22 protein-coding genes are annotated in these 21,776 nt (G+C 64.9%); 6 read left to right on the forward strand and 16 right to left on the reverse strand.

Translation table 11 applies throughout. The annotated features are described in order from the left end of the window. Positions 1–372 precede the first annotated feature (372 nt). Complete coding sequence (locus tag ECTPHS_RS03685; protein WP_008931340.1) at positions 373–924, forward strand: SprT-like domain-containing protein; 552 nt, start codon at positions 373–375, stop codon at positions 922–924. A 7-nt stretch (positions 925–931) separates the two neighbouring features. Here the strand turns inward: ECTPHS_RS03685 and ECTPHS_RS03690 are convergent, their stop codons facing one another. Next, on the reverse strand, positions 932–2,833 hold the full coding sequence (locus ECTPHS_RS03690; RefSeq protein WP_008931341.1) for an ATP-binding cassette domain-containing protein: 1,902 nt from the start codon (positions 2,831–2,833) through the stop codon (positions 932–934). A gap of 134 nt (positions 2,834–2,967) precedes the next feature. On the opposite strand from ECTPHS_RS03690, the gene ECTPHS_RS03695 reads away from it, so the two are divergent. Together ECTPHS_RS03695 and ECTPHS_RS03700 are read left to right on the forward strand one after the other, a co-directional pair. Next, positions 2,968–3,822: a hypothetical protein gene (locus tag ECTPHS_RS03695; protein ID WP_008931342.1), complete on the forward strand. Its 855-nt coding sequence runs from the start codon at positions 2,968–2,970 to the stop codon at positions 3,820–3,822. A 50-nt stretch (positions 3,823–3,872) separates the two neighbouring features. Further along, entirely contained in the window at positions 3,873–4,946 is a 1,074-nt protein-coding gene (locus ECTPHS_RS03700) for a homoserine O-succinyltransferase (protein ID WP_008931343.1), read from the forward strand. A 17-nt stretch (positions 4,947–4,963) separates the two neighbouring features. Here the strand turns inward: ECTPHS_RS03700 and ECTPHS_RS03705 are convergent, their stop codons facing one another. The 3 genes from ECTPHS_RS03705 to ECTPHS_RS03715 form a co-directional block, all read right to left on the reverse strand. After that, complete coding sequence (locus tag ECTPHS_RS03705) at positions 4,964–5,233, reverse strand: ACT domain-containing protein (RefSeq protein WP_008931344.1); 270 nt, start codon at positions 5,231–5,233, stop codon at positions 4,964–4,966. After that, positions 5,230–6,957 (reverse strand): acetolactate synthase 2 catalytic subunit, encoded by a 1,728-nt coding sequence (gene ilvG / locus ECTPHS_RS03710; protein WP_008931345.1) that lies wholly within the window; start codon positions 6,955–6,957, stop codon positions 5,230–5,232. The genes ECTPHS_RS03705 and ilvG overlap by 4 nt, the downstream gene beginning before the upstream one ends. Before the next feature lie 269 nt (positions 6,958–7,226). Then, entirely contained in the window at positions 7,227–9,293 is a 2,067-nt protein-coding gene (locus ECTPHS_RS03715; protein WP_083838756.1) for a tRNA(Met) cytidine acetyltransferase TmcA, read from the reverse strand. Between the two features lie 267 nt (positions 9,294–9,560). On the opposite strand from ECTPHS_RS03715, the gene ECTPHS_RS03720 reads away from it, so the two are divergent. Next, positions 9,561–9,764, forward strand: a complete 204-nt coding sequence (locus ECTPHS_RS03720) for a cold-shock protein (protein ID WP_008931347.1) — start codon at positions 9,561–9,563, stop codon at positions 9,762–9,764. Positions 9,765–9,886: 122 nt separating this feature from the next. Here the strand turns inward: ECTPHS_RS03720 and ECTPHS_RS03725 are convergent, their stop codons facing one another. The 10 genes from ECTPHS_RS03725 to purE all read right to left on the reverse strand — a co-directional run bounded on the left by ECTPHS_RS03725 (position 9,887) and on the right by purE (position 18,417). After that, complete coding sequence (locus ECTPHS_RS03725; protein WP_008931348.1) at positions 9,887–10,474, reverse strand: CBS domain-containing protein; 588 nt, start codon at positions 10,472–10,474, stop codon at positions 9,887–9,889. A gap of 81 nt (positions 10,475–10,555) precedes the next feature. Further along, positions 10,556–11,356: an indole-3-glycerol phosphate synthase TrpC gene (trpC, locus tag ECTPHS_RS03730; RefSeq protein ID WP_008931349.1), complete on the reverse strand. Its 801-nt coding sequence runs from the start codon at positions 11,354–11,356 to the stop codon at positions 10,556–10,558. Positions 11,357–11,362: 6 nt separating this feature from the next. Then, on the reverse strand, positions 11,363–12,385 hold the full coding sequence (gene trpD / locus ECTPHS_RS03735; protein ID WP_008931350.1) for an anthranilate phosphoribosyltransferase: 1,023 nt from the start codon (positions 12,383–12,385) through the stop codon (positions 11,363–11,365). Further along, positions 12,382–13,035 carry an aminodeoxychorismate/anthranilate synthase component II gene (locus ECTPHS_RS03740; protein ID WP_008931351.1) on the reverse strand — a complete coding sequence of 218 codons (654 nt, stop codon included), beginning with the start codon at positions 13,033–13,035 and terminating at the stop codon, positions 12,382–12,384. The genes trpD and ECTPHS_RS03740 overlap by 4 nt, the downstream gene beginning before the upstream one ends. Positions 13,036–13,092: 57 nt before the next feature. Further along, complete coding sequence (gene trpE, locus ECTPHS_RS03745; RefSeq protein ID WP_008931352.1) at positions 13,093–14,595, reverse strand: anthranilate synthase component I; 1,503 nt, start codon at positions 14,593–14,595, stop codon at positions 13,093–13,095. Positions 14,596–14,690: 95 nt separating this feature from the next. After that, entirely contained in the window at positions 14,691–15,371 is a 681-nt protein-coding gene (locus tag ECTPHS_RS03750; protein WP_008931353.1) for a phosphoglycolate phosphatase, read from the reverse strand. 5 nt (positions 15,372–15,376) lie between these two features. Next, positions 15,377–16,066, reverse strand: a complete 690-nt coding sequence (rpe, locus tag ECTPHS_RS03755; RefSeq protein WP_008931354.1) for a ribulose-phosphate 3-epimerase — start codon at positions 16,064–16,066, stop codon at positions 15,377–15,379. A gap of 120 nt (positions 16,067–16,186) precedes the next feature. Then, positions 16,187–16,783: a class I SAM-dependent methyltransferase gene (locus tag ECTPHS_RS03760; RefSeq protein ID WP_008931355.1), complete on the reverse strand. Its 597-nt coding sequence runs from the start codon at positions 16,781–16,783 to the stop codon at positions 16,187–16,189. 3 nt (positions 16,784–16,786) lie between these two features. After that, complete coding sequence (locus ECTPHS_RS03765) at positions 16,787–17,920, reverse strand: 5-(carboxyamino)imidazole ribonucleotide synthase (protein WP_008931356.1); 1,134 nt, start codon at positions 17,918–17,920, stop codon at positions 16,787–16,789. Then, a complete protein-coding gene (gene purE, locus ECTPHS_RS03770) occupies positions 17,917–18,417 on the reverse strand; it encodes a 5-(carboxyamino)imidazole ribonucleotide mutase (RefSeq protein WP_040405058.1) in 501 nt (166 codons plus the stop codon). Before purE ends, ECTPHS_RS03765 begins: the two co-directional genes overlap by 4 nt. Positions 18,418–18,523: 106 nt before the next feature. Here purE and ECTPHS_RS03775 point away from each other — a divergent pair, with 106 nt between their 5' ends. Continuing rightward, a complete protein-coding gene (locus tag ECTPHS_RS03775; RefSeq protein WP_008931358.1) occupies positions 18,524–19,420 on the forward strand; it encodes a phosphoribosylaminoimidazolesuccinocarboxamide synthase in 897 nt (298 codons plus the stop codon). After that, positions 19,420–20,124 carry a dethiobiotin synthase gene (gene bioD / locus ECTPHS_RS03780; RefSeq protein WP_008931359.1) on the forward strand — a complete coding sequence of 235 codons (705 nt, stop codon included), beginning with the start codon at positions 19,420–19,422 and terminating at the stop codon, positions 20,122–20,124. The genes ECTPHS_RS03775 and bioD overlap by 1 nt, the downstream gene beginning before the upstream one ends. Here the strand turns inward: bioD and ECTPHS_RS13885 are convergent. Next, positions 20,099–20,551, reverse strand: coding sequence for a molecular chaperone TorD family protein (locus tag ECTPHS_RS13885; protein WP_168044636.1), 453 nt, complete (start codon positions 20,549–20,551; stop codon positions 20,099–20,101). The two genes, bioD and ECTPHS_RS13885, sit on opposite strands and share 26 nt — an antisense overlap. Positions 20,552–20,794: 243 nt before the next feature. Continuing rightward, positions 20,795–21,607: an endonuclease gene (locus ECTPHS_RS03790; protein WP_246828304.1), complete on the reverse strand. Its 813-nt coding sequence runs from the start codon at positions 21,605–21,607 to the stop codon at positions 20,795–20,797. Between the last annotated feature and the right edge of the window lie 169 nt (positions 21,608–21,776).

Genomic DNA, 21,776 nt, shown 5'->3' on the forward strand with positions numbered 1-21,776 from the left:
AACAACTCCCGAAAATTTCAGAGATTCAAATAACGTTTTTTTTGAAAACAAAAAGTGCATCGGGTTCCAAGAACCCGATGCACTTTGGGCATACATGATTAGTAAAGCCGGAAAGGACTCTTCCTGAGTGGCGCCATTTTCCGCGACCCCATTGAAAATGTCAAAACCACGAAATACTCAATTCAGTTCGGAAAAACCGGTGACCGCCTCGCAACGACACAGCTGTCAAAACTCAAGATACGGGAGAGATACAGGATTAAGTCACCCCATGTTCCGGAACACGGACAACCCGCCGATGTCGAAACCAGTCGTTGCGATCCGACCAACCCCGCTTCACAATCGGTCCTCGAATCATCCGAATGCTGACTGCCCATGCCCCTCAATCCCGAACAACAACAAAACATCCAGGACAAGGCCCGAGAGCTGTACGCCCGCGCGGCACGACTCTACCGCCTTCAGGAAACACCTCCCGAGGTACGCCTGGATCTGCGTGGACGGGCGGCGGGTCAATGGCGGGTGACGGCGGGTCGGGAGTCGCTGCGTTTCAATCCCCACATCTTTGCCCTCGACTGGCACAATCATTTTCCAGACACCATCGCCCACGAGGTGGCCCATAGCGTGATCTACCGCCGTTTCGGCCTGGGCGCCGGACGTCGCCGCCCCCATGGCCCGGAATGGCAGGAAGTGATGACGAGACTGGGATTCGAGCCCCGTGTCACCCATGATACCGATCTCAGCCTGATCCCCACCCGCCAGGTCAGGACCTATCCCTACCGCTGTACCTGCCGGGTTTATGCCCTGGGGGTGCGACGACATGGCAACGCCCAGCGGGGAGAGCGGATCTACTACTGCCGCAGCTGTGGCGACAAGCTCCGGTTCGACCCCGACGCGAACACGGACACGCCGAAGAAGAAGTCGGCCTGATGCAAAACTATCCCCTGGAACGCCCTTCCAGGTCTTCCCAACGGGCATAAGCGGTATTGAGCTCCGCTTCCTTGTCCGCCAGGGCCGACTGCATGGCGGCAATCTCGTCACCGCCGCGCTGATAGAAGGCGGGATCGCCCAGGGTGGTCTGAATCCCCGCCAGTTCTTCTTCCAGGGTCTCGATCCGCTGGGGCAGCGCCTCCAGTTCCCGCTGTTCCTTGTAACTGAGTTTCACCACCCGTGGCGCCGGTTTCGATGCCGGCGCCGGGGCAGCCGCCGGCCGCGCCGACTCGACAGATACCCCCCTGGGGGCCGGGCGCTGGCGCAGCCAGTCACTGTAACCGCCCACATATTCCTGGAAACGCCCCTCCCCTTCCCAGGCGATGACGCTGGTGGCCACGTTATCCAGGAAGTCCCGGTCATGGCTCACCACCAGCACCGTGCCGTCAAACTCCACCAGGCGGGACTCCAGCATCTCCAGGGTATCCGCATCCAAATCATTGGTGGGTTCGTCGAGCACCAGCACGTTGGCGGGCCGGGTGAACAGCTTGGCCAGCAGCAGGCGGTTGCGTTCACCTCCGGAAAGGGCCTTCACCGGCTGGCGGGCACGGGCCGGCTCGAACAAAAAATCCTGTAGCCAGGACAGTACATGGCGACTCTCACCGCCCACGGTGACCCGGTCACGCCCCTCGCCCACGTTGTCCACCACGCTGGCCTCCTCGTCCAGGGCGGCCCGGTGCTGATCGAAATAGGCCACTTCCAGGTGGGTTCCCAGGCGTACCGTGCCCACATCGGGCTGCAACTGCCCCAGCAAGAGCCGCAGCAACGTGGTCTTGCCGACGCCGTTGGGGCCGATGATGCCCACCTTGTCACCCCGCAGGATCAGGCTGGAGAAGTCACGGATCACTGGTTTCCCGGCGTAGCTGAAGCACAGGTTCTCGGCTTCCACCACGATGCGCCCGGATGGGGCCGCCGACTGGGTCTGCAGGCGGGCGGTGCCCAGACGCTCCCGACGTTCGGCCCGCTCCGCCCGCAGGGCCTTGAGGGCACGCACCCGGCCCTCGTTGCGGGTCCGCCGGGCCTTGATCCCCTGGCGGATCCAGACCTCCTCCTGGGCCAGTTTCTTGTCGAACAGGGCGTTCTGGCGCTCCTCCGCCTCCAGGGCCTCGGCCTTGCGCTGCAGGTAGGTGTCATAGTCGCCGGGCCAGCTGGTGAGCCGGCCCCGATCCAGCTCGATGATGCGGGTCGCCAGACGACGCAGAAAAGCCCGGTCATGGGTGATGAACAGCAGGCTGCCCTCGAACCCCAGCAAAAAACCTTCCAGCCACTGGATCGCATCCACGTCGAGATGGTTGGTGGGTTCGTCCAGCAGCAAAAGATCCGGCGCCGTCACCAGGGCGCGGGCCAGCAGCACGCGGCGCTTGAGCCCGCCGGAAAGACTGTCAAAGGGCGCCTCCCCCTGGAGTTCCAGGCGTGACAGCACCGTCTCCACCCGCTGCTCCAGGGTCCAGCCGCCCACCGCCTCCAGTTCATGCTGGCAACGCTCCAGAGCCTGCAACGCCTGGGGGTCGTCGGGCCGCTCGCCCAGGTCATGCACCAGCCGGTGATAGCGACGCACCAGTTCGCCCACATGGCCCAGCCCGTCGGCCACCACGTCGAAGACACTGCCGCCAAGCCCCTCCGGCACCGCCTGCTCCAGCATGGCCACCCTGAGACCGTCCCGGCGCACGATCTCGCCGTCGTCGGCCTGCATGTCGCCGGTGATCAGGCGCATGAAGGTGGATTTTCCCACCCCGTTGCGTCCCACCAGGCACAGGCGCTCCCCCGGCTCGATGGACAGGTCCACGCCGTCCAGCAGGTGATGCTGACCGAAACCGAGCTTGATATTGCGAAAGACGAGCAGAGGCATGGGGAATATCCGGTAAAGTAAAGTCCCATTGTAACGCAGGGCAGATACGGGGATCGGGGCGGCGAGGATCGCCACTTTGCGGGCGTATCCCGTAAAATGCGGCCTGATCCATTCATCAATGACGGAATCCCCCCTTGAGACTCACGGCCTCCGAATACCGGCACTGGAAGAACAAGTCCATCACCCTGCTGGGCATGTCCGGCGTGGGCAAGACCCGCCTCGCCCACCAGCTGCGCCGCGCCCACTGGTTTCACTTCTCCGGGGACTACCGTATCGGTAGCCGCTATCTGGATGAGCCGATCCTGGACAACATCAAGCGCCAGGTGATGCACATTCCCTTTCTCAAGGAACTGCTGCGCTCCGACTCCATCAGCATCGTCAATAACCTGTCGGTGGACAACCTGCAACCGGTCTCCAGCTTTCTCGGCAAGCTGGGCAATCCCGAACGGGGTGGTCTCTCCCTGAGGGAGTTCAAACGCCGCCAGCGTCTGCATCATGACGCCGAAGTGGCCGCCATGCGCGATGTGCCCGAGTTCATTCTCAAGGCCCAGGATATCTATGGTTTCGATCACGTCATCAACGACGCCGGCGGCAGCGTCTGCGAACTGGATGACCCCGGTGTCATGGAACTGCTGGCGGAACACACCCTGATCATCTACATCAAGGCCACCGAGGCCAACGAGCAGGAACTGATCCGTCGTGCCGAGGAAAGCCCCAAGCCCCTGTATTACCGGGAAGACTTCCTGGACCGGGAACTGGCCCGCTATCTGGAAGAGAAGCAGCTGGAATACGTGGCCCAGATGGATCCGGACGATTTTGTGCGCTGGACCTTCCCGCGCCTGTTCCGGGATCGTCTGCCCCGCTACGAGGCCCTGGCCAGGCGTTATGGCTACACCATCAATTCCGATGCCATCGCCCAGGTCCGCACCGAGGCGGATTTCAACCGTCTGATCGAACAGGCCCTGGACAGCCAGCGCCCGGAGCGCTGACGCCACGGCCTTCGACCCTCCCCGTCAAACCCGCAGTCAGGACACCCGCCATGCCGCTCGTTGCCCATTCGGAACTGCCCACCTTCTCGCGCCTGAAGCAGGAAGGTCAGACGGTACTGCCCTCGGATTACGCCCTGAAGCAGGACATCCGCGCCATGCACATCGGGCTGCTGAACATGATGCCCGATGCCGCCCTGGCGGCCACGGAGCGCCAGTTCTGCCGCTTGGTGGGGGAAAGCAACCAGATTGCCCAGTTCTACATCCATCCCTTCACCCTGGACGCCCTGGAACGGGGTCCCCAGGGTCGGGCGCACGTGGCCCGGTACTATGAGCCGCTGGAAAAGATCCAGGAACAGGGGCTGGACGCCCTCATCATCACCGGCGCCAATGTCACCCAGCCGGACCTGTCCCTGGAGCCCTTCTGGGAGCCGCTGGCCCAGGTCATCGACTGGGCCCACGCCAATGTCACCTCCACCCTGTGCTCCTGCCTGGCCACCCACGCGGTGATGCAGTTCCGCTACGGCCAGACCCGCAGTCCGCTGGGTTTCAAGCGCTGGGGGGTCTACCCCCACCGGGTGGTGGACCGCACCCACCCCCTGGTGGCCGGGGTCAATACCCGCTTCGACGTGCCCCACTCCCGTTTCAACCACATCTCACGGCAGCAGTTCGAGGCCGCCGGACTCAAGGTGCTGGTGGAAAGCGAGGAGGCCGGGGTGCATCTGGCGGTGAGCGAGGACGAGTTCCGCATCGTCTTCTTCCAGGGGCATCCGGAGTACGACATCATCAGCCTGCTCAAGGAATACAAGCGGGAGGTGGCCCGCTATGCCCGGGGCGAGCGCAAGGACTACCCGCCCTTCGTGGACAATTATTTCTGCCCCCGCAGCCAGGCGATCCTGGAAGAATACCGGGATCGCCTGGACCGGGCCCTGAAGCGGGGCACCACGCCCCCCGACTTCCCGGAACAGCTCATCTGCGAGCACCTGGACAACACCTGGCACGACACCGCCGAAGCCGTCATCAACAACTGGATGGGCAACGTCTACCAGTACACCCACATCGACCGCAAGAAGCCGTTTCGCGACGAGGTGGACCCGGATGATCCGCTGGGGCGGGTCAAGGCCTGAGCCGTAGCCGGCCCGGACTACGCCGCGCTCACCCGGTCCATGGACTCGCGGGCCTCCGGCGCCGCCTGCAGGGCCGCCAGGTGTTCCACATCCCACAGCTTTTCCAGCTGCCGGGCCAGCATTCCCGTATCCCGCCGGCCACCCACCCGCAGGCGCACGTGATAACGTCCACCCTCCAGGCGCACGTTCATGTCCTGCACCTCGAACCCGCGGGCACGCACGGTGCGCAGGATCCGCTCAAGGCTGCCCTCGGCCGGGCGGGCGAACAACTGGAACTGATGGCTCATGCCACATCCTCCTGAATCATCTGGTCATTGGACATGCCCGGCCCGACGATGGGCCAGACATTCTGTTCACGTTCAATGGGCAGGTGCAAAAGCAACGGCCCGGGGGTTTCCAGGCAGGCCCGGATGGCCGCCTCCATGGCATCCGCACCTTCGAAGCGACGGGCCGGAATGCCGAAGGCCCGGGCCACCTGAACAAAATCCGGGTTGTCGGACAGATCCACCGAGGACAGGCGGCCCTCGTAGAACAGTTCCTGCTGCTGACGCACCATGCCCAGATACTGGTTGTCGAACAGCACGATCTTCACCGGCAGTCCGTAGCGACCCAGGGTGGCCAACTCCTGCACATTCATCATGAAGGAGCCGTCACCGCTGACGTTGATCACCCGGGCGTCGGGGTGGGCCAGCTGGGCACCGATGGCCGCCGGCAGGCCAAAGCCCATGGCACCCAGGCCACCACTGGTCAGGTGCCGGCGGGGATGATGGAAGCCGTAATACTGGGCCACCCACATCTGGTGCTGCCCCACGTCACAGGCCACATAGGTCTGATCCCCGGCCCGGCGGGACAGGGCATCCAGGAACCGCAGGGCCGGGAAACCGCCCTCGGGCCGCTCCGGCGGCAGCCTGAACCCTTCCGTCCGGCGGGAGCGGGCACACCGCTCGCGCCAGTCATCAATGGACAGCGGCAGGGCCAGGCGCGGCAGCCACTGATTGAGATCACCCACCAGGGCCACTTCGGGCGCCCGCAGCTTGGCCATTTCCGCCGCATCCACATCCAGGTGGATCACCCGGGCGTCGGGGGCGAAGGCCGCCAGGCGGCCGGTGGCACGGTCATCGAAACGGGCACCCACCACCAGCAGCAGGTCCGAGGCCTGCACCGCCCGGTTGGCACAGGGGGCGCCATGCATGCCCAGCATGCCCAGGTTGAGGGGATCATCGGGCGGCAGCAGACCGACCCCCTTCAGGGTGGTCACCACCGGCGCGCCGGTACGGGCGACGAAATCACGAAACGCCGCCACCCCATGGCCCAGGGCGACACCGCCGCCGGCATAGATCACCGGTCGCCGGGCGGCACCCAGCAGGTCGAGGGCGCGGGCCAGTGCCGCCTCGTCCGGTGTCTCGGCCTCGCCGGATGTCCGGTGCCCGAGAGCCGAACCGGAGGACAGCTGGGCGGGGGCCAGCTGCACGTCCTTGGGGATATCCACCCACACCGGACCGGGGCGCCCTTCCTGCGCCAGATGAATGGCCTCTTCCAGGACGGCTTCCAACTCGTCCACATGACGCACCAGGTAGCTGTGCTTGGTGATGGGCAAGGTCAGCCCCAGGACGTCGGTCTCCTGGAAGGCATCGGTGCCCAGCAGGCCGGTGGGTACCTGGCCGGTAATCACCAGCAGGGGAATGGAGTCCATGTGGGCGTCGGCCACGGCGGTGATGAGGTTGGTGGCACCGGGTCCGGAGGTGGCGATACAGACCCCCAGACGACCGCTGGCACGGGCATGGCCGTTGGCGGCAAATGCCGCCCCCTGCTCGTGGCGGGTGAGGATATGGCGGATGGGAGTGGCATCCTGGGCCATGGCATCATAGAGGGGCATGATGGCGCCGCCGGGATAGCCGAACACCGTCTCCACCCGATGGCGCTTGAGCACCTCCAGAACCACCCAGGCACCATTTCGGGTGGGGCTGTCCGACATTGGGTGGGGTGAAGCGGTGTCGGCGTCGGCGGGCATGGGCGATATCTCCTGCGGTGATGTCGGTTGACGAAAAAGCCATGGGCAATAAAAAACCCCGGGTTTCAAGGCCCGGGGTTTTTTGGATTCTGATCAGTGTTGCTGGATCGTCAGCGCAACAAGCCCCCGGGCCGTGGTGTGTCCACGACTACCAGTACCAGGAAGCTGACTACGCTGTGAATCATGTGTCTGGGTTGCTCGGAGTTTGTTGAGAGCTTGAGTCTGATATTAGGCAGACGCGACGAAGATCGCAAGAAAAAATCCGCCGCTCAACCATCATCAGGCAGACCGGCGACGGCACGGCGCAGCACCGTGATCACCGGCTTGCGTCCGGACACCCCCAGATGCCGTGCCACCGTTTCCCAGGGGCGCTGCTGGATCACCCGCATCACCAGGGCATCCCTGTGGTCCTCCGCCAGGGATTCGGTGGACGCCGCCAGGCCGCGAATCACGCCGGCATGCAGGGCGGGCAGGCAGGCCTCATAGACCCGCCGCCCCCGGGCAAAGGCGGCAATCACCCGACGATCCTCACCGGACAGGGGCGCAAGCGTCAGGCCCTGGAACAGGCCGGCCGCCAGATCCGGCGCCATCCCCCGCAGGGGATCGGACAACAGCATCGGCAGGGTGCGGCCAAACCCGGCCCGCACCGGGTCCAGCCCCCCCTGCCCCTCCGTGGTCAGGGCCTGCAGCACGGTCACCGCCCAGCCCCCGCTGCTCACTTCCGGCTTCACCCCCACCCGCACCGGACAAAAACCCTGCCCGGTCCAGAAACGCAGCAACGGGGCCGTCCCGCCGAAACCGGCACCGATCAGGTCGATGCCCGCCTCCCGAGCCTCCTCGACCAGGGCCTGCACCAGGGCAGTGCCCAACCCCCGCCCCTGGGCGGCGGGGTGGACGGCGATACGCACCACGCGGCGATAGCGCAGCATCCCCCCCGAGGGCGGCATGTCGCCGTAAAGCATCAGACTCACAGGCAGAAAATGCCCCTGGGGACGACGCTCTCCCGCCCAGACGGACCGGCACAGCCCCGCCCCCAGTTCACCTTCATCCGCCAGCAGGGCCACGGCGGCCGCCCGTCCCCGATGCATCAGGCCGACCACCTTCAGGGCCGGGTCATCCAGCATCCGCTGCAGATCCGACGGACGGGTGCGGTAATGGGCCAGGCTCAGCAGACCGAAAATATCTCCAAGCAGGGCCTCGTCCCCGGCCAATTGCTCGCGGGAAAAGGCTTTGCGCTCACAGGTCCCGGGCCGGGCATCGGTCATGGACGCATCCTCCGCCGCCTCCGCGTCCAGCAGCAGACCGCGGGCCATGAGGGCCTCCAGCGGATCATCCACGGCCCAGCGCACCGGGGTTTTCAGGTGCAGGTGACGGGTATCGGGCACGCGCCGCGCCAGGGTGCGGCGAAAACGCACGGCAAATCCCCGCCCTCCCCCCTCGTAGCCGTGAATGGTCCCCGTGAAGGCGATGGGACGGCGGGCCATCAGACAGGCGGCGAGCCACTGGTCCAGCCATTGCGCGGGGATGCCCGCGGCCTCGTCCACCAGCATCAGATCCGGAACCGGATCGGGGACGCCATCGGGTGGGAAATACTGCAACACCGACGCCCCCAGGCACAGCCGCCCCGGTTCGTGTACCGCGGCGGGGGGAAGCAACCCCTTGGCCTGCTCGAACAGGGGCCCCAGGGCCGAGAGCCGGGGAGCGGTCACGCCGATATGAATGCCCTCGCCACCGGACCGGGAGACCGTCATGAGTTGCGCTGCGGCAATGCCCAGGGCCGCGGTCTTGCCGCGGCCGCGATCGGCCGTGATCACCAGCACGGGCGCGGCCCGTCCTTCGGCAAGATCCCTGACGGCCTGCACGGCATCGCGCTGATCCTCGGTCAGGCAGGGGTCCCCGGTCGCCCCCTGAGGCAACCAGCCCCGAGGCACGGGCCACGATGAGACGGCGGCATCCGGTCCCGGGAACGGCACGGCGGCCCGATGCAGTTGCTGCCGGAAACGGTGCAGGAACAGGGAGTCTGGATGGCTCTTGGCGGCGGGCAGGATCAGCAGCAGGACACCCCCACCTCGCAGCGCCCCGGAGGCGGCGCCCAGGGCATCGGCGGACAGCCCGTCGGCGGCATCGAAGACCAGGGCATCCAGATCCCTGCCCAGCAGGCTGTCGGCCCGGGACAGCGGCACATGCTCGACAGCCACCGGAGGCGCCCCCCCGACCCAGGCCACGCGACTACCGGCAGGCAGGGTGGCGCACCACTGCGCCACCTTGACACTCCCTGAAACCTCAAGGGCCTCCAGGCAGATCAGGCGGCGATGAAGAACAGAAGTTGGCGGCATGGATACATTTCCGATGAAGCAGGAAGCAGCGGATCAACGGCCCTGTTTGTGACGGAGTTTGCAATTTCTGCACATACATCACGAAATTGAAAAACAATCAGGGCAAATTAGTGATGGCGCCCCGCCAAGGCCGGGCGTATGATGAGAGGCGCAGTTGCCCTGTTAATCACCATGCACGGAAGTCCGCCTGTCTTTTCAAGGCAATCGACCGCCGCCGGTTTCAGCAGGAACGCTGCGAGTATATTTTTTCCTACGAGGTAATACGCAGTGCTGACCGGTACCGTGAAGTGGTTCAATGAAGGCAAGGGCTTTGGTTTCATCACGCCCGACGACGGTGGCAAGGATATCTTTGTCCACTTTTCCGCAATCGAAGGCGGCGGTTTCAAGACCCTGGCCGAAGGCCAGAAGGTGACTTTCGAAACCCAGAAGACCCCGAAGGGGCTGGCGGCTTCCAACGTCAAGCCCGCCTGAAGTCAGGGATGGCTGGATCCTGATCCGTACGGGTCCCGTTTGACCCGTCGGGTTGGCATGCACCGAATCCGCAGACAGGAACCCCGCCATTGGCGGGGTTCTTTATTTGGGCTGTATACGCCTTATCGATTCAGCAGCTTCTCGATCTGGGCAAAGCTCTGCACCGGCCCCTCGGCGGAGATCTCCACCCCCAGCTGACGCCCGATCTGGGTCAGCGAGAACACGCCACGCACCACTTCGCGGCCATTCTCGAATTCCACCACCAGACCATGCTGACGCCCGGCCTCCCGCAGGGTGGCAACGATATCCCCGACCCGGGCCAACACCACGTCGTAATGATCAATGGCACTGATGTCGTTGCGGTGAGTCATCACATGCTTGACCGCGAGCGCGTTGTGGGCGATGCGCTCGTCGGACACCACCTTCACCGGGCGCTCGCCCAGGATGTCACGGGCGGTGACCACACCCTGGATCTGATCGTCGTCGGAGACCACGATCAGCAGACGCACCCCGGAGTGGATCATCTTCTGCAGCGCGGCATCCATGGCGGTTTCGGGAGAGACGGTGACGGCCTCCACCCGACGAAAGTCCGTCATCACGTCCACGGCCGGGTCTTCCATGGTGACCCGCTGCGGTAGCCCCTGACGGAAGCGATGCACCACCGCATCGTCGGTGAGGGCATGGGAGGGAACGAGAGTGTATCGAGCCATCAAAACCTCCTGATCATGGGGCGGGAAACCCGACCTTGTTGTTATATCGCCTGTCACAGCGAGTCTAGCACGGCCCCGGAATCAGGCATCGAACAGGGCGCTCAGCTGAAGACCCGGGTCCGGCGCCTTCATCAGGGCCTCGCCCACCAGGAAGGCATGCACTCCGGCACGGCGCATCCGCGCCACGTCCCCCGTCGTATGGATGCCGCTCTCCGTCACCACCAGTCGATTCTTCGGCATCATCGCCAGCAGATCCAGCGTGGTTTCCAGGCGGGTTTCAAAGGTCCGCAGGCTGCGATTGTTGATACCGATGATGCAGGCATCCAGGGCCAGGGCACGCTCCAGTTCGGGGGCATCGTGGACCTCCACCAGGACATTCATGCCCAGGTCATGGGAGAGCTTGAGCAATTCGGACAACTGGGTATCGTCCAGGGCGGACACGATCAGGAGCACGCAGTCGGCGCCCATCACCCGAGCCTCGTAGACCTGGTAGGGGTCGATGATGAAGTCCTTGCGCAGCACCGGCAGGGCGCAGGCGGCGCGGGCGTCTTCCAGATAGGCCTCATGCCCCTGGAAAAAATCGTGATCCGTCAGCACCGACAGACAGGCGGCACCGTGCTGCTCATAGGTGCGGGCAATGGCCACCGGGTCGAAGTCCTCCCGCAGCAGGCCCTTGCTGGGGCTGGCCTTCTTGATCTCGGCGATTACCGCGGGTTGTCCCGCGTTCACCCGATCCTCCAGGGCCTGCAGGAAGGGACGCACCGCCGGCGCGGCGTCCACGAAACGAGTCAGATCCTCCAGGGAGGTCCGGGCGCTGCGCTCATCCACCTCTTCGCGCTTGCGGGCCAGGATCTTCTTGAGGATATCGGGGGTATCGGTCATCGGGGTTCACGCCTTCAGGGATTGGGAGACACGGGCCAGTTCGTCCATGCGGGCCGCGGCGGCTCCGCTGTCGATCACCTCGCCGGCGCGGCGAATTCCCGCCTCCATGGAGTCCGCCAGGCCCGCCACGTGGATGGCGGCCCCGGCATTGAGCATGACGATGTCACGGGCCGGACCCGGCTCGCCGGCAAAGATCCGACGGATCAGGGCCAGGCTCTCCTCGGCGCCATCCACCCGGATGGCATCCAGGGGGGTGCGCTGCATGCCGAACTGCTCGGGGGCGATGACGCGGCTGGTCACCTCGCCGTCGCGCAGTTCCGCCACCCGGGTCGGTGCGCCGATACTGATCTCGTCCAGGCCGTCCTCCGCGTGCACCACCATCACATGCCGGCTGCCCAGCAGCTTGAGTACCTGGGCCAGGGGCTCCAGCCAGTGGGTGCTGAACACCCCCAGCACCTGATTGGGGGCACCGGCGGGATTGGTCAGCGGTCCCAGCACATTAAACAGGGTGCGCACCCCCATCTCCCGGCGGGGACCCACCGCATGCTTCATGGCACCATGGTGCCTGGGGGCAAACAGGAAACCCACGCCCACCTGGTTGATGCACTGGGCCACCTGCTCCGGCCCCAGATCCAGATTGACCCCGGCGGCCTCCAGCACGTCGGCACTGCCGGACTTGCTGGACACGGAGCGGTTGCCGTGCTTGGCCACCCGCCCGCCAGCGGCCGCCACCACGAAGGCGGAGGCGGTGGAGATGTTGAAGCTGCCGGAGGCATCCCCCCCGGTGCCGCAGGTATCCACCAGATGCCCGGCCTCCACCTCCACCCGGGTGGCCAGTTCCCGCATCACCGAGGCGGCGGCGGCCACTTCATCCACCGTCTCCCCCTTCATGCGCAGACCCACCAGGAAACCGCCGATCTGGGCCGGGGTGGCCTCGCCGGTCATGATCTGGCGCATCACGTGGACCATCTCGGGTCCGCTGAGATCACGCTGTTCGGTGACTGCGCGAATGGCTTCCTGCATGTTCATGATATGGCCCGCCCCCTGTCGTCGTGTGTGATCGGATTGTTGCGGCCACCCGGGGAGGGGTCAACCCTCGGCGGGGACTCCAGGAAATTCCTCAGCAGGTCGTGGCCATGTTGGGTGAGGATGGATTCCGGGTGGAACTGGACGCCTTCCACGTCCAGGGTGCGATGACGCACCCCCATGATCTCGTCCAGGGCCCCGTCCGGGGTCTCGGTCCAGGCGGTGACCTCCAGACAGTCCGGCAAGGAGGTCTTCTCGATCACCAGGGAGTGGTAACGGGTGGCCTCGAAGGGATCGGTCAGGCCCCGGAACACCCCCATGTCCTTGTGGTGAATCAGGGAGGTCTTGCCGTGCATGATCTCGCGGGCATGGACGATGCGGCCGCCGAAGGCCTGGCCGATGGACTGATGCCCCAGACAGACCCCAAGGATCGGGACCCTGCCGGCAAAATGGCGGATGGCGGCCAGGGAAATGCCCGCCTGATCCGGGGCGCAGGGACCGGGGGAGATGAAGATCCGCTCCGGCGCCATGGCCTCGATCTCGTCCAGGGTGATGGCGTCGTTGCGCCGCACCTCCACATCGGCCCCCAGCTCACCCAGATACTGGACCAGGTTGTAGGTGAAGGAGTCGTAGTTGTCGATCATCAGGATCATGTGTGCCGTACCGTAATGAGGTTGGCTGAACTCGGGAAAAGGCCGCGGGAAGCGGCGTCAGGATCGCCCCTTCCCACGCGTCGAGGCGGGCTGGATCTCCAGTCCCGACTCCGCCATGGCCACGGCGCGGAACACGGCGCGGCCCTTGTTCATGGTTTCCGCCCACTCATTGTCGGGCACGGAGTCATGGACCACCCCGGCACCGGCCTGGATATGCAGGGTCTGGTCCTTGATGACGGCGGTGCGGATGGCGATGGCGGTGTCCATGTTGCCCTGCCAGGACAGGTAGCCCACGGCGCCGGAGTAGATACCTCGCTTCACCGGTTCGAGCTCGTCGATGATCTCCATGGCGCGGATCTTGGGGGCGCCGCTCACGGTGCCCGCCGGGAAGGTGGCCCGCAGCACGTCCATGGCGGTCATGCCGGGGCGCAACCGGCCCACCACGTTGGAGACGATGTGCATGACGTGGGAGTAGCGCTCCACCACCATGCGCTCGGTGAGTTGCACACTGCCGACGCGGGAGACCCGGCCGGCGTCGTTGCGGCCCAGGTCGATCAGCATGAGGTGTTCGGCGATCTCCTTGGGATCGGCCAACAGGTCCTGCTCCAGGGCCCGGTCACTGGCCTCGTCCTCGCCCCGGGGCCGGGTGCCGGCGATGGGACGCACGGTGACCACCTCGTCCTCCAGACGTACCAGGATCTCCGGCGAGGAACCCACCACATGGTGGTCGCCCAGGTCCAGATAGAACATGTAGGGGGAAGGATTGAGACTGCGCAGGGCCCGATAGAGGTCCAGGGGACGGGCGCCGTAGGGGATGGATAGACGCTGGGACAGCACCACCTGCATCACGTCGCCGTCGACGATGTACTGCTTGCAGCGATCCACCGCCGCCTTGAAGCCTTCCTCGGTGAAGCCGGAGATGAAATCCGACTCGCTGACCTTGCGGGGGGCGGGATGGGCCGGTGGCAGATGGGTGATCCGGCGCAGTTGATCCTGCAGCTCATCCAGGCGACGCTCGGCGGACTCGCGCTCACCGGCACCGGCATGGACCACCAGGTAGAGCCGTCCCGCCAGGTTGTCGTAGACCACCACCTCGTCGGACACCATGAGCAGGATGTCGGGCACGCCCAGGGGATCGGGTTTTTCACCACCACCCAGGCGGGGCTCGATGTAGCGGATGGTGTCATAGCCGAAGTAGCCCACCAGCCCCCCGGTGAAGCGGGGCTGATCCGGCAGGTCCGGTACCCGGAAACGGGTCTGGAAGGTCTCGATCCAGGCCAGCGGGTCATCCACCCGGGCCTCTTCCACCACCCGGCCGGACTCCTCCACGCAGACCTGATGCCCACGAACCCGGACCACGGTCCGGGCGGGCAGGCCGACAAAGGAATAGCGGCCCCATTTCTCGCCCCCCTGCACGGACTCCAGCAGGTAGGAATAGGGACCGGAGCCCAGCTTCAGGTAGGTGCTCAGGGGGGTGTCGAGATCGGCCAGCACTTCACGGACCAGGGGGATGCGGTTGTAGCCCTGGCGGATCAGATCATCGAATTGTTCGGGACTCATGGGACGTTTCCGGTGGACAGATTGGCACGGCGGGTGAACGGGCTGCTGTCACCCACGCCATCGCGTCGACCGGACTAGAATGAGAATCCCAGGCATCAGGCTATCTGCTCCATGAGCCCCGGCAGTTGTTCGAGGCTGTCGATGACCGAATCCGGCTTTTGCTCCCGGATATCCTGGCCGTGATTATAACCATAAGTGACGCACACAATGCCAAACCCGGCGGCACGGGCGGCCTTCACATCGCTGCGGGAGTCCCCCACCATGAGGGCGTCCTTGGGATGGACGTCGAACTGATGGGCGGCATACAGCAAGGGGGCCGGGTCGGGCTTCTTCTGCGGCAGGGTATCGCCGGCCACCACCAATTCGAAGAAGTGGTCGATGTCCATGGCCCGCAGCAGGGGCGCCGTGAACCGGGCCGGCTTGTTGGTCACGCAGCCCAGACGCATGCCGGCTTCCGCCAGGACCTCCAGACCTTCGCGCACCCCCGGATAGAGCCGGCTACGGCCGGTATTGTTGTCCCGGTAGATGTCCATGAACAGGGCCAGCGCCCGTTCATACAGGTCCGGCTCGGGCTCGGCCTCCATGTCGCCGGTGAGGGCGCGCTTGACCAGGCGTTCCACCCCGTTACCCACCCAGAGCCGCACATTGGCCTCGCCCCGGGCGGGCATACTCAAAGCCTCCATCATGCGGTCCACACTGAAACTCAGATCCGGCACACTGTCCACCAGGGTACCGTCCAGGTCGATGAGCACCATCTTGGGCTGCGGAATCGTCATCGGCTTCACACCTTGGCCAGTTCAGCCCGCATGGCGGTGACGATGCTGTCATAGCGGTTGGGATCCTCCGCCCGGGCGGCACCGAAAATGGCGGAACCGGCGACAAAGGTATCGGCACCGGCGGCCTTGATCTCGGCGATATTGTCCACCTTCACGCCGCCGTCGATCTCCAGGCGGATGTCCAGCCCGGACTCGTCGATGCGGCGGCGGGCCTCCCTGAGCTTGTCCAGGGTGGCGGGGATGAAGCTCTGACCGCCGAAACCCGGGTTCACGGACATGAGCAGGATCATGTCCACCTTGTCCATCACATAGTCCAGATAGGACAGCGGGGTGGCGGGATTGAACACCAGGCCGGCCTTGCAGCCTTCGTTGCGGATCAGTTGCAGGGTGCGGTCGATATGTTCGGAGGCCTCCGGGTGAAAGGTGATGTAGTCGGCCCCGGCCTTGGCAAAATCGGGAATGATGCGGTCCACCGGCTTGACCATCAGATGGACGTCGATGGGGGCGGTGACGCCGTGCTTGCGCAGGGCCTCGCACACCAGGGGGCCGATGGTCAGGTTGGGAACATAGTGATTGTCCATGACATCAAAATGGACGATATCCGCGCCGGCGGCCAGCACCTGAGTGACTTCCTCACCCAGCCGGGCGAAGTCGGCGGAGAGGATGGAGGGCGCGATCAGATCAGGTTTTGCCATGGGTCTTTGCCTCGTTATTGTCGGCCATCCCGGCACCCGGCGGGAGCCGGGGCGGAGATAACGTTATTCGGTTTGCTTCCTTGGGTGGTGGAGGCAATGTAACCCAAGGCGCCGGGAAAATTAAGCATGGGGCGGCTTCACGGCCATGGCCACCGTGTATTCCCGCCCCTGCTTGACCTTGTCGTAGTTGCCGAAGACTTCCTTGAAGGCCCGCTCGATGAAGCGCCGTAATCCGGTGATGGTCACCACGTAGATCCGGCCGCCGGGGTGCATGTGATTGAGGGCATCGTACAGATACAGGTACAGCATCTCCTTGCCCACCTTGGCCGGCAGATTGGAGGTCACCAGATGGAAGCGGCGATCGCCCACGGCGGAAAAACCGTTGCTCAGGAAGGCCTCGGTATTGACGATGCCGTTCAGGCGGGCATTCCTTGCCGCATACTCCACCGCGACGAAGTCCTTGTCCACCAGGCAGGTATGCCCCCGGGGCGCCAGACGGGCCAGGGTCAGGCCGATGGGGCCGTAACCACAGCCCAGATCCAGGCAGTCATCGGTCTCGTTCACCTCGATGAAATCCAGCAGCAGATGGGTGCCGGCATCAATGCCCCGGGGTGAGAACAGACCCCAGGTGGTGTGGAAATTCAGGGACTGGCCCCGCAGGGTATCGGCAAAGACAATGTCTTCCCGCAGAGAACGGATGTAGGCGTCACGTTCCATGGGTCAGGATCCTGGTTCCAGCGCGGCAAACAGGGTCTCGGCATCGGCGATGGCCTTTTCCGGATCATCGTCCAGCACGCAAAAATGGCCCATCTTGCGACCGGGCCGGGCCTCGCTCTTACCGTAGAGATGCAACTTGGCGCCGGGATGATCCAGTAATTCGGCCCAGCGGGGCTCCCCTTTGGCCCACAGGTCGCCCAGCAGATTCACCATCACCACCGGTGACAACAACCGCGTGTCGCCGAAGGGCAGCCCGCAGACCGCCCTCACCTGCTGTTCGAACTGGGAAGTGACGCAGGCGTCCAGGGTGTAATGGCCGCTGTTATGGGGACGAGGGGCGATCTCGTTCACCCGCAACTCACCGGCCGTGGTGATGAAGAATTCCACCGCCATCACACCGCAGTAATCCAGGGCATCGGCCAGGTGGGTGGCGGCACGGCGGGCCACCTCCGCCATCTCTTCAGGGATGCGCGCCGGCACGATGCTCATGTGCAGGATGCCGTGCCGGTGAATATTCTCGGCCACGGGGTAGCAGAGGGTTTCGCCCTCGGCACTGCGGGCCAGCACCACGGAGATCTCCCGCTCCAGGTCAAGACGTCGTTCCAGCACACAGGGCACCTGCCCCAGCTGGTCGAAAGCATCACGGGCCGCCTGTGCCGAATCCACGCCGATCTGGCCCTTGCCGTCATACCCTAGCGCGGCACGCTTGAGGATGGCCGGCCCGCCCACGGCCGCGAAGGCAGACTCGACCTCGTCCAGGGCCGTCACCACCCGGAAAGGGGCCGTATCCAGACCGCAGGACTGGATCATGGCCTTTTCCCGCGCCCGGTCCTGGGTACGCTCCAGGGCCTCGGCACCGGGACGGACCGGAATGAAGCTGGCCAGGGTACGCAGGGTGTCCGCCGGGATGTTCTCGAACTCGGTGGTGACGACGGCACAACGGGTGGCCATCTGCTCCAGCGCCCAGGCATCCCCGTAGGCGGCATGGAGATGCTCGTCGGCCATGCGGCCGGCGGGGCTGCCCGTGTCCGGATCCAGCACCAGTACCCGGTAACCCAGGGTACGGGCAGCCACGGTGAACATGCGGCCCAGCTGGCCGCCGCCCAACATTCCCAGAGTATTACCCGGCAGGATCATGACGGTTCAGGCAGGCTCATGGCCAGTACCGAGTCGCGCTGGCGACGACGGAACTGTTCCAGTTGATCGGCAAGGGCGGCATCCTGATTGGCCAGCATGGCCACCGCGAACAGACCCGCGTTGGCGGCCCCGGCCTCGCCGATGGCGAAGGTGGCCACGGGAATGCCCTTGGGCATCTGCACGATGGACAGCAGCGAATCCTGCCCCTTGAGATACCGGGACGGCACGGGCACGCCCAGCACCGGCACGGTGGTCTTGGCCGCCAGCATGCCCGGCAGATGGGCGGCACCGCCGGCACCGGCGATAATGCAGCGGATACCCCGCGCGGCGGCCTGTTCGGCATACTCGAACAACAGGTCCGGAGTACGGTGGGCCGAGACCACACGGGCCTCGAAGGGCACGCCGAAGTCTTCCAGTTGCGAGACGGCGTGCTGCATCACGGGCCAGTCGCTCTGACTGCCCATGACCACGCCTACGAGAGGGGATTGATTTTTCATCGGCGAAGCTTAAGTGAAGCGGCCATGGGGGACAAGTTCACAGGGTGTGAAAGCCCCTGTCTATAGTAGAATGGCCGATTGTTCAGCCATTTTTCGGTAGCCTGCCATGACCGCCGCCCTCTTTGAAAGCCAGATCAAGAGCCTGCCCCTGATCCACCGGGGCAAGGTGCGGGATATCTATGCCGTGGACGAGCGGCACATGCTCATCGTCACCACCGACCGGCTCTCGGCCTTCGACGTGATCCTGCCCACCCCCATCCCGGACAAGGGCCGGGTTCTGACGCAAATCTCCCAGTTCTGGTTCGAGCGGCTGGCCCATGTGGTGCCCAACCAGCTCTGCGAGCTGACCCTGGCCGACGTGATCCCCGACCCGGTGGAGCGGGCACCGCTGGAGGGTCGCGGCATCGTGGTCAAGCGCCTCAAGGCCCTGCCGGTGGAAGCCGTGGTGCGGGGCTATCTGATCGGCTCCGGCTGGAAGAGCTACCAGGCAGACGGCAGCGTCTGCGGCATCACCCTGCCCCCGGGCCTGCGCATGGCCGATCGCCTGCCGCAACCCATCTACACCCCCTCCACCAAGGCCGCCGTGGGCGAACACGACGAAAACGTGGACTTTGCCCATACCGAACGCGCACTGGGTCCGGCGGTGGCGGCACAGGTCAGGGATACGGCCCTGCGCCTGTACCAGGAGGCCGCCGCCTACGCCCTGGAGCGAGGCATCATCATCGCCGACACCAAATTCGAGTTCGGCCTGGACGAACACGGCGTCCTGCACCTGATTGACGAGGCACTGACCCCGGACTCCTCCCGCTTCTGGCCGGCGGACACCTACACCCCCGGAATGAGCCCACCCTCCTTCGACAAGCAATACCTGCGGGATTATCTGGAGACCCTGGACTGGAACAAGGCCGACCCCGGCCCGGCACTGCCGGAAGATGTGGTCAAGCAAGTGGCGGATAGATACCGTGAGGCCCTGGAACGCCTCACCGGCTCGGGCCTGGACTGATGTCCAGTTCCCCGCCCAGCGGCCTGTTCATCACGGGGACCGACACCGGTATCGGCAAGACCGTGGTGGGATGCGCCCTGGTCCGCGCCCTGGCAAGGCATGGTCGGACGGTGATCGTGCGAAAACCTGCCGAGTCCGGCTGTGAGTGGCGTGACGGGGCGCTTTGGCCCGCCGACGGGGCCCGCCTGATGGTGGCGGCAGGCAGGCAGGGACTGGACCAGATCACCCCCTATCGTTTTGAACATGCCCTGGCCCCGGACCGGGCGGCCCGACTGGCGGGCAACCCCTTGTTCCTGGCGGATCTGATCAGGGCCTGTCACGCCCCGGATGAGGATGGGAAGGGAGACTGTCTGCTGGTGGAAGGCGCCGGCGGGTTCTACTCTCCCCTGACCGAAGACGGGCTGAACGCCGACCTGGCTCAGGCCCTGGCCATGCCCGTCGTGCTGGTGGCGCCGGACCGTCTGGGGGTCATCAACCATGTCCTGCTGATCGCGGAGGCCATCCGGCATCGGAACCTGTCACTGGCGGCGGTGGTACTCAATCACAGCGAAGGCCCCGCGCCCGTCGGCATGGATAACGGAGCCGACATCGGCAGGCGCCTGTCGGTGCCCGTCCTGGGTTTCCCACGGGAAACGGATCCGGCGGCCGAAACGGCCGCCGACCGGATCGCCCGGGCCGTCACTGCCCGGATGCGCAGGGCGTGAACAATTCCTCCAGACGCTGCCCCAGCGCCCGGTAGATCTCCAGGGCGGCCTTTTCCTGCAGGCAACGGGCGAACTGCGGCACCCAGCCACACAGATGCTCCCACAGATCACGCCAACCGTAAGGCGAGTTGGGAAGATCCTGCTCCAGGTACCAGGCCGCATAGATGAGTTGCATGGCCAGGGAGTCCGGCGCCCGCCCCTGAAGGGCGATGCCGGCCTGCCGGTACAGGACCAAAAGATTGTGGGTACCGCCCGCCATCACCTGATCGGACCAGGCTGACTCCCGGGCGGGGCATTCTTCTTCGGTGAAGAGCCGCTGATACTCATGACGCAGCACCGGCAGTCCCAGCATCCGCAACTCCGGCAGGGCCGGCTTGAGCCAGACCCAGCTATCCGCCATCTCCTCCATGGTTTCCAGTGTATCCATGGTGGGGGGCGACAGCAGCCCACTTAGAATGCAGAGCTCATCGACATCAAGCTGATCTCCTGGCAAGGGATTTTCCATGACAGCCCCGATTGATATGCCCCCAAATCGCAATTTCATCATCTCAGTATCTTTACAGGATGGGACTATGCCCCTCGGGATGGACTCGAGGAATGGAAAATCCGCACCAAGTTGAGCCGAGTCAATTAAAACCTTCGACCCGGAAACGGACATGGGAAAACCGGGTCAAGGCAGCATCCGCCATGACTCCACGTAGACATTGCCCAACCCCTGAATCGCCTTGATACGCAGGTTGCGCTCCAGCTCCCAGGCATCGGGGGGATACTGGTTGTTCCAGGCGTAATAGCGACGCTCATCCCAGCGGCTCAAACGAAAGCCATAGGTGTCCCGCATGTAGAGCATGGTACGAGCGATGCTGCCCTTGGCCGCATCGGGCGGCTCGGCACGGCGTAGCCAGCGACTGATGCGGATCTCGCAGTCTCCATAGCGATCCCCGAACCAGAACACGCGCCCCCAGTCGTAATTGGATCGGCGTCCATTGATATAGCCGACGCTGGGATAGAGATTGTGCAGGTCATTATGAGCCGCCAGGAAACCAGGGTCGACCCGCTGACAGCATTCACGTCCCGACAGGGTTCGACCCGATGCGGAACGGCAGGCCTCATAACGTTCCGGCTCTTGCCAGCAGCGCCGGGACTGACCAAACCAGGAAGCGGGGAAGACGTGCTCGGCCTCGACCCTCAAGGCCCGTGACTCGGTCACCAGGGACTCAAGGCCGCAACTGCCCAGATCCACCCTCAGGTCGCCGTCATACCGACAACCGCAATAGAAGGTATGAGGCCGGTCCGCGTGGACGCGCTCATAGAGGGCTCTACGGGCCAGACTCCAATTGGCTGCCGTCACCGGCAATACCTCCGCCGGCACCGGCTCGTGGCGGTAACGCCAGGCATCCGGCAGCAGCGGCTGCACCATACCTCGGGTCTGATGGATACCCTGGCGCAACTCCGGCGGCAGCAGATCCAGCGCCCAATGGGGCATTTGGAATACGCCCAGCAAGGATGTACAGGCCAGGACCGCGCCCAGCAACCAAAAACGGGAGCGGCGAGGGACGGGACGGGATCCGGCGGATTTGCGCGGAGAGGAATGACGGCGGGCCATGGATCAGAAATCAGACGAAACGGAAAACGACGGGCGCGAAACACCGGCA

Origin of the sequence: Ectothiorhodospira sp. PHS-1 (genome assembly GCF_000225005.1) — a bacterium.
In the GTDB taxonomy this organism is placed as follows: domain Bacteria; phylum Pseudomonadota; class Gammaproteobacteria; order Ectothiorhodospirales; family Ectothiorhodospiraceae; genus Ectothiorhodospira.